An 18,862-nucleotide genomic window follows, 5' to 3' on the forward strand; every position below is an offset into this window, starting at 1 on the left:
GGATTCACTTGCGGGTCAGCGTAAGCATGTACAGTCTCGCATCGACGATCAGGAAAGAAAATTGGTCCATATTTGATTTCGTCGATTATGCCAAACGAATTTCCCTGGACGGTGTCGAGCTGCTTGATTTTTACTGGAAAGAAGATGACAGGCAAAGGGAAATAGAACGTGTAAAACAGGCATTGAAGGAAAACGACCTTGTCGTATCCGCTTATGATGTATCAAACAATTTTGTGAAAGAATCCAGGGAGGAACGCGCTAAAGAAGCTGGGAAGGTCTTGGAAGGAATCAAAACCGCAAAGAAGCTCGGGACGAACATCGTCCGTGTATTCTGCGGAGACCTTCACGGTGAGTTGACCTATGAAGATGGTCAAAGCTGGATCGTGGAGGGGTTGAAACAATGTGCAAAAAAAGCCGAAGAAGAACAAGTCTATTTGGCAATTGAGAATCACGGGCTGCTCGCGGGAAAGAGTGAGCAGGTTAAAGAAATCATGGAAAAGGTAAACAGTCCTTTCGTCAGGTCCACCTTTGATACAGGGAACTTTTTATTGGTACACGAAGAACCACAGCAGGCATTCGACAGGTTGAAGAGTGACATCGTCCATGTTCACTTTAAGGATTTCAGGGTAAAAGGAGCAGCTGAAGAGTTGAAAGGGTTCAAATCGACAGAAGGAGTCGAGTTGATCGGCACCGTCCCTGGAGATGGGCAGGTCGACTTGGCCTCTATTGTGGATGGACTCAAGGATGTAGATTATCAAGGCTGGCTCTCGATTGAATATGAGGGGCATGATGATGCGAAAGAATCGAATGAAGAGGCTGTCAGACGTCTGAAGAAACTACTGGGATAGGAGGGTTCATATGAGGAATGCGGTGATTGCCAGATTGAATAAAATAGACCGCAGCTCCGTATCTGATGGTACGGTGCTGCTTTCCCCTGAAGAATGGAGAGTGAAGTCGGCTGAGGTAAAACCGGATAACCTGTTTATACCGCTGGAGTCAGCCGGGGATTACATCGGAAAAGGGAACGTGAATGTCTATTTTGATTTGGAGCTTTATCCATTTTTTCAGAGGATAAAAGAAGTCATTTTAGCTGACATGGATTCCAAGGGGGTCCTCAGGCTGAGGAGGACTGTCCCGAAAAACGGCAGTGAGTCCGCTCTATATGGGGACCTCTTTGTATTGTCAGCCATTGCCGGGGAACCGGAAGACATCCATGTTAGGTCGACGAATCGTGAGATCTTTCCTTATCATATCATTGTGACGATCCGATTCAGCGGGGGGAAGATGGCTCATGCCGAGTACACACTCGGGGCAGGGGAAGAGCGGATTGAAATTGAATGGAGCGGGATCAAAACCATAGCCGAGTTCGACAGTGAGGAAATGACCCCGATCAAACCGGGCGGCCATAGCCTTCTGCCCCTCGTTTATGGTGTAGGAGATATCCTTGAAAAGTCGCGCAGTGCCGATGAGGCATTCTATGAGCAGTTGGACACATACAAGAGTCTTTTGAGAGGGGGCGGCGATTTATGAAAATCGGAATGATGAGCTTTGCCCACATGCATGCTTACAGCTATGCGGACAGTCTGATGAAACTTTATAATGTTGAGATCGCTGGGATTTATGATGGCGATGAGAAGCGGGGGAAAGAAGCAGCCGAATCCTATCATACGGAGTACTATCGGGATCAGGCGGACTTTTTAGCTGCGGACATGGACGCCGTCATCATCTGCAGTGAAAACAGCCGGCATAAAGAAATGGTCGTGAACGCGGCTAAAGCAAAAAAGCACATCCTTTGTGAAAAACCGATTGCCACGACTGTGGAAGATGCCAAAGAAATGATTGCCGTCTGTGAAGAATATGGAGTGATCCTGCAGACTGCCTTCCCGGTCAGATTCAGCGACCCGATTATGCGCTTGAAGAAAATGATCGATGAGGGCGAGCTAGGTGAAATTATGGCGTTCAGGACGACCAACCGGGGACAGAATCCCGGCGGGTGGTTCATCGACCCGGAGCAATCAGGGGGAGGGGCGGTACTGGATCACACCGTTCATATGGTGGACATCATGCGCTGGTACTCAGGAAGGGAAATTTCCTCTGTCCATGCGATCGTTGATTCCTTCTTCCATGACATTGAAATCGACGATGCCGGGATTCTGACCCTTGAGTTTGAGAGCGGGGTCATTGCCTCCCATGACGCAAGCTGGTCCAGGTTTGCTGAATACCCTGTGTGGGGTGATGCGACAATCGAGGTAATCGGGACGAAACGTACTGTCAGGGCCGATGCCTTCAAAGAACACATCCGGATTTTTAAGAGCGGCAGCAAATCTCTGGAACATGTCTTTTACGGCAACGACATGGATTCCGGACTTATAAAAGACTTTGTTGACTGTATTGAAAAGAAAAGGGAGCCTTCCATTTCGGGATACGACGGCCTGAAAGCACTGGAAGCTGCACTAGCCGCATACAAATCAAGTGAGACGAAATCGACAGTATATTTATAGGCAGGAGGGGGGACGAGGAACCTGTCCCCCCGTCCCGGGTATTAAGAGGAGGATTGTACTTGTACTATCTTAAAGGCGATATCATCACTGACGGGCAGCGTTTCCAGAATAAAACGATCGGTATTTCCAAAGGAAAGATTTTTTATGTCGGAGAGGATGAGCCTATAAACGTCAGTAATCTATACATCACAAAAGGAGTTATCTGCCCAGGTTTTGTGGACATACATCTGCATGGCGTCAGCGGGGATGATTTCATGGATTCTGCTGAAGCCTTTGACAAGATTGCTGAACGTCTGCCCCGTTATGGTGTGACTTCCTTCCTGGCAACTTCAAGGACAGCAGCCATTTCTGACCTTGAAGCCTTCCTTATTCGCGCAACAAGCTTTGAACGAAAGCCATCTTATTCTCAACTTCTTGGTGTCCATATCGAAGGCCCCTGGATCAGCCCTGTCTACCCCGGGGCACAGAAGGGTTCTTTGATCCGGCGTCTCACAGCAGGGGACGCACAGTTTATCATCCTTCCACATTCCGACATAGTCTCTATCATCACGCTTGCACCAGAAGAAGTGGAGGACCGCTCCGTTTTTGAACAATTGTATTCAAAGGGCATCCGGCTTTCGGCAGGCCACACAAATGCTTCACTTGAGGATGTGAAGCTTGCCATCAGCCATGGACTCAGGCAGATCACCCATACCTTCAATGCGATGAGTCCTGTCCATCACCGGATCCCAGGGACGGCAGCCGCTGCGCTTATATGCGAAGAATTGACGTGCGAGATCATTCCTGATGGCCTTCATGTTCATCCTGACATGATCGGGTTCCTGTATAAGGTGAAAGGCAGGGAAAAGTTGATGCTTATATCAGATTGTACGGGATATAACAGCCTTGATGACGGAGAGTATTTCCTTCGGGGAAAACATTTGATCAAGAAAGGGAATCAATTGAGGCTGAAGGACGGTCCTCTCGCCGGCAGCGCCATCACACTGGACCAAGGGGTAAAATATGCCGTTGACCAGTGCAAGATTCCGTTGGAAGACGCTGTCTACATGGCGGGAAAGGGGCCGCTTAAAGCAATTGGAAAAGACGCGGTGAAAGGAAGTATAAAGGAAGGATTCGATGCCGACCTTGTTGTATTGGATGAAGAATTGAAGGTAGAAATGACGGTCGTCAACGGGGAAATCGTTTATAAAAAATGAGTGAGCAGAATATGCTTGCTCTTTTTTTATGAACCTGTCCCCTTATAGGTACTACGACCCCTTTCGTGTCTTTTAAGAGAGTAGAAATGGCCGTTCAAAGGATTATGGAAGAAGTTGAAAGAAGTCAATAAATGTAAATATTTTTCGAGAAAGGAGGGCCGATTCTGTCAAATCAATACGAAAAATAGAGGGGAGAAAAAGAATGAGTAAAAAAGTACTGCGTACGGTTTCAGTCATGCTTTCTTTCATTTTGTTCATTTCATTGGTCCCGGCACTCCAGGCGGAGGTGTCGGCAGACGCTGGTTGGGAAGAGCTTCAGGTAGTAAACGGAGGCTTTGAAGCGGTTCCGGGGTCAGATAATGATATTCCATCCTGGGTGACCTGGAGCGGAGGAAATAAGACGGGTATGAAAGTGTCGGATGACAATGCTTTTGAAGGGGAGAGGAGCCTCAGGGTTGATAACTCAGGTTCTTTCGGTCTTTTCAGTCAATTGATTGATGTGACTGAAGGGAATTCCTATAAGATGACGGCTCAACTATATGTAGATGAACTTGTGGCAGGGAATCCCGGGATCTGGCTGCGCTGGTATGATGCTGAAGGCAAGAACTTCGGCAATACGCCAAAATATTTCGAGGGTCTGAAAGAGGGAGAATGGCAGGAAGTTGCCATTGAAGCGGATGCTCCTGCAGGTGCCGCAGGGGTCAAGGTCTTCCTCTACCAAACCACAAGTACTGTGACAAAGGGGTACTATGATAACATTCAACTCTTTGAAAAATCGAATGAACAGCTGGAGCTTCCATTTGAATACGTCGACCCCATCAATCTCGGTCCATCGGCTCTGGCGGCAAAAACCCAGGGAGCGGCCGTTGGCGACGGGGAAGTCTACTATGCAACAAATGGGTCCCCTGCGACTTTTTACGCCAATGATGCAGAAACGGGGGAAAAGATTTTCTCTCACGAACTGCCGGGCAGTGATGTCGTATGGGGAATGACCATCGGATCCGACGGGAATGTGTATTTTGCCGGTACATACAACGGCATTCTGTACAGATACCTGGTGGACGAAAAGAAACTGGAGGAAGTCGGTAAGAGTCCTTCAGATAACTGGATCTGGCAGCTGGATGCTACGGAAGACGGGAAAATCTATGGAGCAACCTATCCGAATGCAAAAGTATTCGAATATGATATCGAGGCAGACACTTTAACGGATCTGGGGCGGTTCCATGAAGAACAGAACTATGCACGCGGATTGGGTGTCACTGATGAGAACCTCTATGTAGGGATCGGCACGACCGCATACTTGATGAAGATGAACCGTGAAACAGGGGAAAGGGAGGAAATCGACCTGCCGATCACAGGTACGGGCACTTCCGTTTCAAATGTGTGGGAGTACGGAGATCGATTATTTGTCGCTTATGGTACGAGTATGCTGGTGCTGGATGTGGATACAGGAGAAGTGGTCCATGAAATGAGCTGGCAAGATGAGGCTGCCTATGACGGATTGATTTCACCCCCTTCGCCTTATGATGAAAGTTTGATCTATTTTAAGGACAAGCGGACAAGCGAGCTTTGGACCTATGATATGGATACGGATGAAACACAACCGGTGGAACCAAGGGTCACGTTGCCGGCTTCCCCGGTAAAGGCGTATGAATGGACAACGAATGAGGATGGAAAACAGGTTCTGTCGGTCCTTCACCATCAGATTGAGTACTCCACCTATGATCCGGAGACGAATGACTTGAAGGTCATTTATCCAGATGTCGAACTTCAGGGACTCTCCATTCAGAGTCTTGAAATCGGCCCGGATCAAAACGTGTATATGGGTGGATATCAAGGTTCGTTTGGAGTATTCGATACATCCACTGAATCGTATCTGCTGCGTGAACGGAACCCTCATCAGATCGAGGGCATCGGATTTATGAACGGAAACGTCTATATGGGAATCTACGGCGGGGCATTGATCTACAAATATAACCCGGAGCTTCCTTTTAATTATGAAGATGGAGGCAGCGGCGATAACCCTAAAATGGTCCATGATATCGGCGATGGTCAAAGCAGACCGTTCACCTTTACATCAGGGGATGATAAGTTATTCACCGGAACGATCGCTGACTATGGAAAACTAGGCGGGGCACTGACCATTTTTGATGAAAAGACAGGTGAATGGAATACAATCAGGAACATCATCGAAAATCAAAGCATCATCGGTCTTGCGTATAAGGATGGAACACTATACGGGGGGGCCACCACCGCAGGCGGACTAGGCATAGATCCAACCGAAGAGAAGGCAAGGATGTTTGAATATGATGCAGCATCAGGTGAATATGAGTTATTTGACCTGGAACTGGAAGGGATCAAGACACCTGAAATGATAGGTGAGCTTTCATTCGGTCCCGATGGGTATCTGTGGGGAGCAGCCTATGGGCTGAATGCTGATGGAAAAGCAAACAGCGTCATCTTCGCGATGGATCCGGATTCGAAAGAAATCATCAAGCAAAAAGAATTCTATACAGGTGTTCACCGCGGCAGTCAATGGCGTCCATTCTTCGTGAGATGGGATGAAGAGGGCATGCTTTATACAACCATAGGAAGGAAATTGACGGTCATCGACCCTGAAACCATGATGAGCAAACAGTTGATCGGAGATACGGTCAACCTGATGGATATCGATGATGAAGGGAATATCTATTATGCCAAGGGTGCAGACTTGATGAAACTGCCTGTCTCTTTGCAAGGTGCCGACCTGACCGCGGAGGACAGCAGCTTGCTTCAGGGTGAGACGGCGAAACTTGATTTGAAGGTCACATTGACAAACGGTCATGAAGTGGACCTTGCCGGTGCAGAGGTTGAGTGGGAGAACAGCGACCCTGGAGTAGTCGAGCTCAATGTGGGAGAAGTAAGAGCGTTGAATGCAGGTACAGCCGAAATAAAAGCGACGGTTACGTATAATGGCCAAACGGTAACAACCGATGCCCTTATCATCACAGTGGAAGTATCCACCACTACACTCGCTGAACAAATTAAAGCCATGAATGAAAACGGCGATCTGGACGATGATACTGCTGAACAGCTTGTTAACAGGTTGAAACAGGCACAGCACCATTTTGATAAAGGAAGAACAGAGCAGGCATTCAAGCACTTGGGTGACTTCTCCAAGCACCTTGAAAGAAGCAGTGCCGAAGGAAATATAAAAGCCTTGCTCGAACAAAATGTCCAATCAATCAGAGATGGGTGGGGCACGGGGACAGGTACGTTGTCCCAATAAGATGCTTAGTCCGATAGTAAAAAGCCTGGAGGAGATATTACTTTCTCCAGGCTTTTTGATGTGGATGGAAAAGGAAAGGACTCTGTCCTACCTTGAGTCTTTAGTCATATTGTCACCCCTGTAAATATCATGTAAAATTTAAAAATACAGACAATTGCAAGCGTTTGCATTTATTGAGGATAAAAGGAAGGCTGGCTTAGGATTCAGCTATGTAAGAGTGGATACCTTCTTTTTATGCATATATGTGCAAACGATTTCACAACATGATATTTTAAAAAAAGGGGAGGAAAATGAACGATGGGGAGAAAAACAAAGCGGCGATTCTCAGTATTTATGACACTGCTGATGGTCTTGAGCCTTTGGTTACCTTATGTGCCTGCTCAGACCGTGACAGCAGCCACTTCTGGTGGAGAAGAGCTGGAAACAACTCAGTCTACAGACCGCACTGTGCGGTTCACTTACATCCGTGAAGATCAGCAGTATGACGGCTGGAATATCTGGGCCTGGAATACAGGTGTGCAGGATGATCAACTCAATTTTGATTCGTACGAAAATGGGGTGGCAACTGCAAATATTGCGGTGGCTCCCGAGACGGAGCAATTCGGATTTGTACTTCGGAGTACAGAGGATTGGGGTACTGCTGAAAAAGAATTCGGTGACCGTTTTATTAAGGTGAACAAAAACGACACACTCACAAAAGCCTACATAACAAGCGGTGTCGAAGAAATCCGGATAGTTCCTGATGGATCGGCTCCGGTCATCGATCAGGGGAATGCTACTTTTTACTATCGTGACAAAGAGCTCTTTGCTAACGATGCAATGGACACGATTGAAAAAGTAGAATTGAAGTTTAATGGGGAAACAAAGGAAATGACGTATGAGCCTGAGAATGAGAGATTTGTGGTTTCGTATGAGAGCATCCCGAATGGGAAGACGCCATATTCCTTTTTAGTGACAAAAGATGGTGAAACAACTGAGGTAAGTGATCCTTACAATACAGTTGATGGAAAGTCGTACATTGACTTTCAAAAAGCGGACCTGACTGTAACAGGATCTGTAGAACCAAAAGCGATTGACTATAACGAAAACGCTGTTTTATCCGTGAATGTTGAGGGTCTGACCGATGACCTTAAAGTCTCTAAAATCACTGCAGACCTTACTTCTTTAGGAGGATCAGAAAAGTTCACAATCGACCCTTCGCTGAAAGAAGTGACAGTAGCAGTCGATGACAACGTAACAGCAGGCACGAAAACGATTCCTTTAACAGTGGTGGACAACTACGGAAACCCTTATGAAGGAACGGCTGGAGTAGAAGTGAAAACGAGACAGGCTGTCGGCGAAAATGATTTTGATTGGGACGAATCGATCATTTACTTTATGCTGACAGACAGATTCTTTAATGGGGATTCGTCGAATGATGACCCTTATGGTTTGAACTATGATAAGGCGAAGCGCGGTACTTATCAAGGCGGAGACTTTGAGGGGATTACCGAAAAACTGAATTACCTGGATGAGCTTGGTGTGAATACGATCTGGCTCAGCCCGGTTGTGGAAAACATCAAGTATGATGTCCGTTCTGTTGAAACAAACGGAGAATCGGACGAGCCTTACTTTGGCTACCATGGTTATTGGGCGAGTAACTTCGGTGAATTGAACCCGCACTTTGGTTCAATGGACGAATTCCACGCGCTGATTGATGAAGCTCATGAGCGCGGCATCAAAATCATGGTCGATGTGGTAGTCAATCACACGGGTTATGGTTTGAAAGAGGTTGACGGGGAGCTTGCTGAAGCAAATCGTCCTGCCGGATACCCTACAGATGCTGAGCGTGAAACATACAGTGATATCGTCCGCCAGGGTAAAGATGTAGGGTCGGATGAAGTGGTTGGTGAACTTGCAGGCCTGCCTGACATCATCACCGAAGATCCTGAAATCCGCCAGCAGATCATCGATTGGCAGACAGACTGGATTGAAAAAGCGACAACGGCTAAAGGAAACACGATTGATTACTTCCGTGTAGATACAGTGAAACACGTCGATAAGCCGACATGGATGGCTTTTAAAAATGCTATCACGGAAAAAATGCCAGAGCACAAGATGATCGGGGAAGCATGGGGAGCAAATGCCGATACTGATTACGGTTACCTCGAATCAGGTATGATGGATTCCCTGCTTGACTTTGGATTCAAGGGAATTGCTCATGAATTTGTTAGCGGCAGCTTGAAAGCGGCAAATGACAAATTGACTTCACGAAACGAAAAAATCGATAACACAGCAACACTTGGTCAATTTTTAGGAAGCCATGATGAAGAAGGGTTCCTGCATTCGCTGGGCGGCGATGAAGGCAAGCTGAAAGTGGCTGCTTCGCTTCAAGCGACTGCTAAAGGACAGCCGGTCATTTATTATGGGGAAGAGCTCGGTCAAAGCGGAGCGAACAATTATCCGCAGTATGACAACCGTTATGATCTTGCCTGGAATCAAGTGGAAAATAACGATATTTTAAAACATTACAAGAAGATCCTTAACTTTAGAGGAGACCATTCGAAGGTTTTTGCTAAAGGTGATAGAAGTATTGTAGGCGGGACGAATAGCGATAAGTTCTTGATGTTCTCGCGTACGTATGACGGAGATTCGGCATACGTCGGCTTGAACGTTGGGGAAAAAGCTAAAGAGGTGACGGTTTCTGTTGATTCTCCTGATACGGTCATTACTGATCATTATTCAGGGAAGGAGTATTCTGCTTCAGGAGCTGAAGAAGTTACATTAACTATTCCGGAAATAGCAGACGGAGGAACCGTATTACTTACAGTTGCTGGTGGTTCAATCACTGGTGCCGAAGCTGGTTCCGGTGACGGCGGTGAGCCTGAAGTGGAACCGGTGCCAGAAAACAATATCCGCATCCACTACAAACGTGAAGATGGAAACTATGAAAACTATGGTGCCTGGCTGTGGAATGATGTAAAAGATCCTTCTGCCAACTGGCCGACAGGTGCGACCATGTTTGAAAAGAGCGACAGCTACGGTGCATATATTGACGTACCGCTCGCAGAAGGTGCAAAGAATATCGGCTTCCTGGTCATGGACGTGACCAAGGGTGACGCTGGTAAAGACGGCGGGGACAAAGGATTCACCATTACTTCAGAAGATATGAATGAAATCTGGATCAAACAGGGTTCGGATAAAGTCTACACATATGAACCAGTGGATTTACCTGAAAATACGGTGCGTATCCATTATGTTCGTGATGACGCAAACTACGAAAACTTCGGTGTGTGGAACTGGGGAGATGTTGCGGCTCCTTCTACAGACTGGCCGGCGGGTGCAGCTGATTTAGCGGGCACGGACCAATATGGTGCTTATGTAGACATTCCGTTAAAAGAAGATGCGAAGCAAATCGGATTCATCGTCATGGATGAATCGAAAGGCGATGCCGGCAAAGACGGCGGGGACAAAACGTTCAACCTTTTGGATAAATACAATCGCTTATGGGTCAAGCAGGGTGACGATACAGTCTATGTTTCCCCTCATTGGGAAGTGGCTTCAGGCATCACGTCCGCAGAAATCATTTCGGAAGACAAGATCCGTCTTGGTTTCACGATGACGGAAGGCTTAACACCGGAATCTGTAAAACAAGGCTTGGTTATAAAAGATAGTGATGGAGCAAATGTATCGGTAGAAAGTGTTGAAATCACTGGAGATACAACGGTTGAAGTAAAAGCTTCATTCAGCTTGGATAAACTCCCTCTATCCATCACATATTCAGGCAGAACCGTATCAGCCTCAACAGGCTGGAGAATGCTCGATGAAATGTATGGGTACGATGGGAACGATCTTGGAGCAACATACAAAGACGGCAATGCGACGTTAAAATTATGGGCTCCAAAAGCAAGCAAGGTAGTGGCGAAGTTTTACGATAAAGAAGATGCTGCAACAGAAATCGGCAGCGTGGAATTGGAGTCTGGCGAAAAAGGAGTCTGGTCAGCGAACGTTAAAGCAAGCGACGTGGGTGTTTCAGACCTGAAAGGCTACTACTACCAATACGAAGTTACTAACGATGGCGTGACGAAGAAAGTTCTGGATCCTTATGCAAAATCCATGGCAGCTTTCACTGTTAATACGGAAGGTGATGCTGGTCCGGATGGTGATACGGTCGGGAAAGCGGCAATCGTTGATTTAAGCGGAACAAATCCGGAAGGCTTCACTCATGCAGACATTGATGGCTACGAAAAACGTGAAGATGCCGTCATCTATGAAACTCACATCCGCGACTTCACATCTGATCCTTCCATAGAAGGTGATCTGAACGCAAGATGGGGTTCATATAAAGCCTTCATCGACAAGCTTGATTACATCAAATCCCTTGGTGTCACTCACGTTCAATTATTGCCGGTCATGGCTTGGTACTATGGTGACGAAACCAATATGGGAGAACGTGAGCTTGAATATTCAGCAGGCGGAAACGAATATAACTGGGGTTATGACCCGCACAGTTATTTCTCGCCGGACGGGGCATACTCGGAAGATGCGACGGACCCTGAACTGCGTGTAAAAGAATTGAAACAGTTAATCGATGCGATCCATGATGCCGGAATGGGTGTAGTGCTGGATGTTGTCTACACGCATATGGCACAAACAAGCACGCTGAACGATATTGTTCCAAATTACTACGCGTTCCAGGATGATAAAGGAAACTTCCTCGGAGGCTTCGGAAATAACCTGGCAACGAACCACAAGATGGCTGAGAAGCTGATGGTGGATTCAGTGAAATATTGGTTTGAAGAATACAAGATTGATGGTATGCGTTTCGACATGATGGGTGACGCTACATATCCGGCGGTGCAGAACGCATATGACGCAGCAGCCTCAGTAAACCCTGACGCTCTATTCATCGGGGAAGGTTGGAGAACGTTCGCCGGTCATCTCGCAGACCCAGAACTTAAAGGGATGGGCGCAGACCAGGACTGGATGGATAAAACCGATGATGTCGGCGTATTCTCCGATGAAATTCGAAATGAATTAAAATCCGGCTTCGGTTCTGAAGGTGAGCCGCGTTTCATCACAGGCGGCGCCAGAGATATCAACACCATTTTTAACAACATCAAAGGTCAGCCGGGCAACACGGCCGATGATGATCCGGGTGACATGGTCCAATACATCGCAGCGCATGACAACCTGCCGTTGTATGATGTAATCGCACAATCAATTAAAAAAGACCCAGCAATTCCTGAGAACAATCTGGAGATTCACAAACGTGTCAGACTTGGTAATTCGATGATCCTTACTTCCCAAGGTACTGCATTCCTGCATGCCGGTCAGGAATACGGCCGCACGAAACAGTGGTTCGGTGAAGGAGTGCCTGAACAGAAATATCATGAGTTAAAGGATGAAACAGGTAGCCCATTCGGTTATTTCATCCATGATTCGTATGACTCTTCAGACGCAATCAATAAATTCGATTGGGAAAAAGCGACGAATACTGAAAAGTTTGCAGTAAATGCAACAACAAGAGAGTTCACGGAAGGCTTGATTAAGTTAAGAAAATCGACCAATGCGTTCCGGTTGGGTGAAAAAGAGCTCGTCGATCAAAACGTATCCCTGCTTGATATTCCTGAAATCAAGGATACAGACTTGATGCTTGCTTACAAAAACGTATCCACAGATGACACCGGCACGTACTATGTATTCGTCAATGCAGACGACAAAAAGCGTTCGCTGTCCATCAGCGACTATGACTTCAGAGGCGCGAAGGTGTTAGTCGACAACGACGAAGCTGGCGTGAAACCAGTTGAGGAAAAATCAGGATTCAAACTGAAGAAAGACACCTTAACGATTGAACCGTTAACCACGGTAGTGATCAAGGTTCATCAGAAGGGTAAAGCAAAAGGTAAATCAAAAGATAAACCTGGAAAGAGAAAAGATCAAAGGGATTAAATTTCTTTACTAAGCTAAAGGCCCGTCCCTCGTTGCTTTAAAGCGACGAGGGACGGGCCTTGTATTATTATTGCCCCATACTATACTTTGAACGGCTTAAAGTTTCGTTCTTTTCGGCTGTTTTTATGTTAGGAACGGTAAGAATATATTGATTTAAAGGGAATAGCTGGATGATTTTGACCACTCCGATTGTTGCTAGGAGAATAACTGCATACACAATTGGAAAAAGTGCTGTTTTCCAAATGGATGCAGGGGCTATCTCCTGGAAGCAATAAATCACGAATGGGTGAGCTAAATAGATGGCCATTGATAAGGTACCTATTTTAGTCAGGGGCTTATTCAGCCAATTGATTTTTGTGACCGTTTCTCCAATTCCGATGATAAATAAGGTGATGATCGGAATGTTGATCATATTGGTTGCTCTATTGGATGCTATGGCCCCAACTGTCTTGTATTCCCAAACAGCTGCCAACGTGATCAAAATAACAGCAATTCCTAATATGCCTTTATATTTTCTTGAGAACGCTGCAAGTGGTTCCCAATAATATGCAAGAAAACCTCCGAAAATAAAGAAGAATATCCAATGCGGCAGAAAAGCACGCTGACCAAGGATTTCTCCGATGAGTCCTTCAAATTGCCCTGGGGTGAAAAGTTTTAAAAAATACAAGTTAACAAGGGTCGAACCCGCTAGCAAAATAAGCCAGCTCTTTTTAGATCGGATTAATTGTAAGAGCGGGAATAGCAGGTAAAATTGGAAGACAATCGACATAAAGTATAAATGATAAAAAGAATTACCTGACAAAAAGTTTACTAGAAAGCGTTTTTCACCGACGTCAAAGGGATTTACACCTTCAACTGCATACATAAATCCTAAATAAAAAATACTCCAAAATAAAAAAGGGAATCCGATTTTAGTAAATCTGCTAGTGGTAAACTTCTTCATGTCAAAACCTCTAAAGCGAACTTGATAAAATAATAGAAACCCGCTGATGAGTGCAAATATAGGGGTACCAAAGCGGCTTATCTGATTAATGAAATATGTGAAATCATTAAACTGCTGCCCCTGTTGATAATAGTAAGTAGCAGAGACATGGACAAAGACCACCAATAGACAAGCAATCGCTCTTAATATATGAATTTCAGTTATATGATTACGTTTTTTAGCCATTTTTGTCACATCCTTGGTGTAGAAAACTGAATTACCCCTACATATTATATGAAAACCATAGAGGATTCTTATTTGTAATCTTATTTTAATGAAATAGTTGAATGGAGCTAATATAAGAACCATAATATGATAGTAATGGAGTTTTTTGATATTACTTCTATAATTACCCTACTCAAAGTGCTATCAATCCTAAATTAGGTTATTTTGGGAAGTACGACCTTCGTGAAGGATTTTTATTTTCCTCGTTTATAAAAGGTTTTAGATAATTATAAAAGGGAAAAGAAACATATACATTTCGACGAATTAAGCTAAATGTTCTTATAAATTCCACCATGAATCTGACAATTTTCTAACTATTAAAAGTTTATAATTGAAAAAATAACTTCAGAAGCAATTTGATGTGATTGGGGTGCTAGAATTGTGAGAAATGAAAACGATTTCAGTTCCGGTTTATATTGGGGCACTCTTATTAGTATTCCGTTGTGGCTTTCTTTTTTTGGCTGGGTAAAGATTGTTAAGGGAGTTTTATAGAAAGGATTCAAGATCCAAGGCTACTAAGCAGGTAATAGTGAGAAGGGATGGGGTAAATTGAATAAATTACCATATCCCAGGATAGTGGAGTGATGATAAAAATGATGACGGAAAACTTTAGGAGCTAACGTTAGGTGACTATGATTAAAAGTTTCCGATAACGGACTCCTGTGATTTTTGAAATTTGAGGAGGATCATTATGAAGCTGAAAATATTAATATCGCAATGTGAATTTTGGTGGCACTCTATAAGAATGCACTACCATCAGGCATTATTGGATAGTTGTCTGGACTGCCGGCTCAAAAAGAAAATTCAACAAAAAATCATGTATCATGAAATGAAACTGAATAACTATTAGTATGGAAAGGCTCATTACGGGCCTTTTTTTATTTTCTAATGTACAGATGTTTATGGTCGTGTTTTTTTGTCGAAATATCATAGATTATGTCTAATGATTTCCCTATAATAAATGGTAACGGAAGAAATAATCGGTATAACCTACTATCTTAAGGATGGATTCTATTGGACAGAATTGTCATTACCGGCTATGGGATAAAAGCTCCAGGCGCATTAACTAAGCATGATTTTCACAGTGTACTGAAGAATGGGATCTGTACCCAATCTGTACTCAAAAGTAACAATGATACGCATTCGAGTGTGATTGCAGGAATTATAGAAGACGAGTTTACGATTATTAATGAAAAAAATTATAAACGTTATCCCCGTTCGACCAGGCTGGCACTGGCTGCAGCCGATGACGCAGTATCAATGGCTCAACTATCATGTGACCCTTATAAGGTGGCAGTCATCATGGGGACTTCGGCGGGAGCGATTCTTGAAATCGAGCAGTATGCATCTGTGGCTCTCGACTTGAAGAAATATCCGATTCACGGCGTATCCATTGTCGATACCCATACCCTTTCATCCGCAGTGTCGGCACATATAGGACTTAGAGGACCTGCTTTCACCCTTACCACCGGGTGTACAGCCAGTCTGGATGCAGTTGTATTGGCAAAATTATTATTGGAGTCCGGCCAGGTGAATGCCTGCATCATAGGCGGGACAGACGCACCCCTTGGACAGTGGAGTATAAACGGATTCATCAAAACAAGGGCCATAACTTCAAATGTCTCAATCGAACAGACAGGGGTTCCTTTTTCTACCGATCACCAAGGATTCGTTCTTTCGGAAGGGGCAGGGGTCCTTATTCTCGAACGTGAAAAGGATGCTTTAAAGCAGGGTAAGAAAATCTATGGAAGCGTAGACAGCGTGTTATCAAGAAATGAAGGAACCCCTATCTTGAAAACGGATGAATCAGGACAGGAGATGCTTTCTTTATACAAGGAGGTTATTAGGGACAAAGTCCCTTCTTATGTGAACAGTCAGTCTTTAGGCCTGCAGACAAATGACCGGATTGAAGGGTATATTCATAGAGAACTCTTCACGAATAGTGTGCCTATTACTTCAATTAAAGGAATGACCGGCCACTCGTTTGCAGCCATGGGGGCGGTGCAAATCATCTCAGCACTCATTTCGATTGAATATGGATTCATACCTCCGACCATCAAAACCTCAGGGAACGGATACGAGGATTTACCCATTGTTTATAAAACCCGGTATCAGCCAATTGAATCCGTGAGCATCACCACTCATGGTAACAGCGGGAATAATGCTTGTATTGTTATAGGGAAGCCCTGAAACCGATAAAAATGGAACGTTAGATTTATACGAATTAGGGGGGGATCATCTTATGTTTTTTCTGTTTTTACTATTAGTTGCTCTTATCCCTCTGGTTATCGGCATTTCAATTGTTAAAATGTTCAAGGGAAATAAGTTATCAAAAATATTATTTTTGTTTTTATTATTGGCATCGTTATGGCAAGTGGATGTATCAGTGTTGTTTGCTCATCATAATTTATCCCGGGAAGCCATCGATTTTCTGTTTAGGTTATTCAGGATAGGTTCCATTATGGTATCTCCTACTCTATTCTTTGTGGCTTTTATCATTTACCAGGAAGAGCATGCGAACTTCCGAAACAGTAAATGGAATTATCTGATGAATAAAAAGGTGGTCATATTCTATTATATCTGTAGTTTTGCCGTGTATTTAATAGGCTGGAGCCATAAAGGGATTCATTCTTATAGATTGATAGAACCGGCCAATGCCCCTGCTTTTCATTTTCCTGTTTACGGGAGTCTTTCCTGGGTGTTTCAAGCGAATGTGCTATTATTTATCATCAGTATTGTCGTATGTATAAGGATCTGTACCCGGATCAGTCATTCCGCTTTGCGATCATTTTTATTCTATTTTATCATCTCGACCGCCGTAGGGTATGCCATCGGGATACTGAACATGCTTCCTGATGCCATGCTGCTTCCAAGTGCTGTGTCAGTTCTGTTATTCGCCATTTCCATTCTGATTCTATCAAATAAGATGCATCTGCAGAGGGTCAACGATGTCAACAATCAACTTGACCAGAACAGGGATTTTTTAAGTAAGGTGATCGACCTTAACCCCAATTATATTTATGCAAAAGATCAACATGGCCGTTATTCTCTGGTGAACGAATCCTTCGCCACACTATATGGGATGGACAAGAAAGAAATAATAGGAAAAACTGATTTCGATGTTCATGTGAATAAGGAAAGAGCCTTTGAGATTTATCAGGTTGATCAATCGGTACTTGCTGAACAGAAAGAGATTACTGTACCTGAAGAAATCTTTATTAATCGTTTTGGAAAAGAGAAATGGCTGCAAAGTACAAAGATTCCCATTAAAACGAAAGATTCCACTATTCTCCTGGGTGTCTCAACCGATATCACTGAGCATAAACAGCATGAAAAAGAGCTTAACCATCAAGCGAATCACGACGTCCTGACCGGGCTTCCCAACAGGAGGTTGTTAAACGAAAACTTAACGAACATCTTAAAGCCGGCTGACACAAAAGCCGCTTTGATGCTTATTGATTTAGACCGGTTCAAATATATCAATGACACCCTCGGGCATGATGTCGGAGATTTATTATTAATTGAAGTGTCTAAACGTCTTAAACAGTTCATTGATGAAATGAAACTTGAAAACGCTAATGTATACAGACTTGGAGGGGATGAGTTCACCTTGCTGTTTCCCTATCGTTATCCTAAAGAAGTAACTGATATTGCGAAGAGTCTACTTGAACAATTTGATAGAGAATTCATTCTCGGAGAGCAGGAATTTTTCATTTCGCCAAGCATAGGCATCAGTACTTATCCTGAAGATGGGTGTGACGCAAAGACATTAATGAAAAATGCTGACACAGCCATGTACTATGTAAAGGAAAGAGAAAAAAATGGGTTTCAACTATTTACGAAAGAAATGAACCGTGATATCTATCGGAAAATGATGATTGAAAAAGAACTGCGTACGGCTTTGGAACTTGGTGAATTCGAACTTCATTACCAGCCATTAATGGATATACATACAAAGAAGATATGCGGAATGGAAGCGCTTATCCGCTGGAACAATAAGAACCTGGGTCCTGTTTCACCTACTGAGTTTATTCCAATTGCAGAAGAAACAGGTATGATTATCAGAATAGGGGAATGGGTCCTCAGGACAGCCTGCGAGCAGAATATACGCTGGCAGAAAACGAAGTATCCTCCTCTGAAAGTCGGGATCAATATTTCAATCAGGCAGCTCCTCGATAAAAATTTCGTCCGTAAAGCAGCTGCCATCATTAAAGATTCTGGACTTTCCCCAGCTTATATTGATCTAGAAATAACAGAAAGTATTGCCATGTATGATCCGACTTTGATGATCGATAAATTGAAGGAAATAAAGGCAATCGGAGTCAGCGTTTCAATGGATGATTTTGGGACTGGCTACTCCTCTTTAAGTTATCTCAAGAAATACCCGCTTGATACGTTGAAAATTGATCGAAGCTTTGTCAGCGGCATTACTTTTCATGAGGATAATAAAGCTATTGTGAACAGTATCATTTCTATGGCAAAGCACCTTGGCATACATGTGACAGCAGAAGGTGTGGAGGACGAAGAGGAAATTCGTTTTCTGGAACAAAGCCAATGTGACACCATACAGGGGTATGCAATTAGCAGACCGTTATGCGGTAAGGAGTTTGAGCGAAAATTCCTTATGGAAAGAGCTGAATAGAAATAAAAAAGTAAGCATGAAGACACGTTTCTTCATGCTTATTCCCTTTTTAGGAAGCTTTTAAGATGATGTAGAAGGTTATTTTTCTTTTTTTCTAGAAGGTTCAATAGAAGGAAG

The 18,862-nt window shown here is 44.2% G+C and carries 10 protein-coding genes; 9 read left to right on the top strand and 1 reads right to left on the bottom strand.

Going from position 1 to position 18,862, the window contains the following annotated elements; translation table 11 throughout:
* The first annotated feature begins 8 nt into the window (after nt 1-8).
* From AAEO50_RS01175 to AAEO50_RS01200, 6 genes are all read left to right on the top strand, one after another.
* On the top strand, nt 9-848 hold the full coding sequence (locus tag AAEO50_RS01175) for a sugar phosphate isomerase/epimerase family protein (protein ID WP_341979532.1): 840 nt from the start codon (nt 9-11) through the stop codon (nt 846-848).
* 10 nt (nt 849-858) lie between these two features.
* A complete protein-coding gene (locus tag AAEO50_RS01180; RefSeq protein WP_341979534.1) occupies nt 859-1,530 on the top strand; it encodes a hypothetical protein in 672 nt (223 codons plus the stop codon).
* Nucleotides 1,527-2,501, top strand: coding sequence for a Gfo/Idh/MocA family oxidoreductase (locus AAEO50_RS01185; RefSeq protein ID WP_341979536.1), 975 nt, complete (start codon nt 1,527-1,529; stop codon nt 2,499-2,501). Before AAEO50_RS01180 ends, AAEO50_RS01185 begins: the two co-directional genes overlap by 4 nt.
* A 59-nt stretch (nt 2,502-2,560) precedes the next feature.
* Complete coding sequence (nagA, locus tag AAEO50_RS01190) at nt 2,561-3,697, top strand: N-acetylglucosamine-6-phosphate deacetylase (protein ID WP_341979538.1); 1,137 nt, start codon at nt 2,561-2,563, stop codon at nt 3,695-3,697.
* Between the two features lie 202 nt (nt 3,698-3,899).
* Complete coding sequence (locus tag AAEO50_RS01195) at nt 3,900-6,965, top strand: FIMAH domain-containing protein (RefSeq protein WP_341979540.1); 3,066 nt, start codon at nt 3,900-3,902, stop codon at nt 6,963-6,965.
* 297 nt (nt 6,966-7,262) lie between these two features.
* Entirely contained in the window at nt 7,263-12,896 is a 5,634-nt protein-coding gene (locus AAEO50_RS01200; RefSeq protein ID WP_341979542.1) for a pullulanase, read from the top strand.
* 67 nt (nt 12,897-12,963) lie between these two features.
* On the opposite strand, the gene AAEO50_RS01205 is transcribed toward AAEO50_RS01200, so the two are convergent.
* Nucleotides 12,964-14,064 (bottom strand): acyltransferase, encoded by a 1,101-nt coding sequence (locus tag AAEO50_RS01205; RefSeq protein ID WP_341979544.1) that lies wholly within the window; start codon nt 14,062-14,064, stop codon nt 12,964-12,966.
* A 730-nt stretch (nt 14,065-14,794) separates the two neighbouring features.
* Here AAEO50_RS01205 and AAEO50_RS01210 point away from each other — a divergent pair.
* The 3 genes from AAEO50_RS01210 (at nt 14,795) to AAEO50_RS01220 (ending at nt 18,745) form a co-directional block, all read left to right on the top strand.
* Entirely contained in the window at nt 14,795-14,953 is a 159-nt protein-coding gene (locus tag AAEO50_RS01210; protein ID WP_341979546.1) for a hypothetical protein, read from the top strand.
* 164 nt (nt 14,954-15,117) lie between these two features.
* A complete protein-coding gene (locus tag AAEO50_RS01215; protein WP_341979548.1) occupies nt 15,118-16,293 on the top strand; it encodes a beta-ketoacyl synthase N-terminal-like domain-containing protein in 1,176 nt (391 codons plus the stop codon).
* A gap of 52 nt (nt 16,294-16,345) precedes the next feature.
* Nucleotides 16,346-18,745: an EAL domain-containing protein gene (locus tag AAEO50_RS01220; protein WP_341979550.1), complete on the top strand. Its 2,400-nt coding sequence runs from the start codon at nt 16,346-16,348 to the stop codon at nt 18,743-18,745.
* The last annotated feature ends 117 nt before the right edge of the window (nt 18,746-18,862 follow it).

The organism is Rossellomorea oryzaecorticis (genome assembly GCF_038405515.1).
In the GTDB taxonomy this organism is placed as follows: Bacteria; Bacillota; Bacilli; order Bacillales; family Bacillaceae_B; genus Rossellomorea; species Rossellomorea oryzaecorticis_A.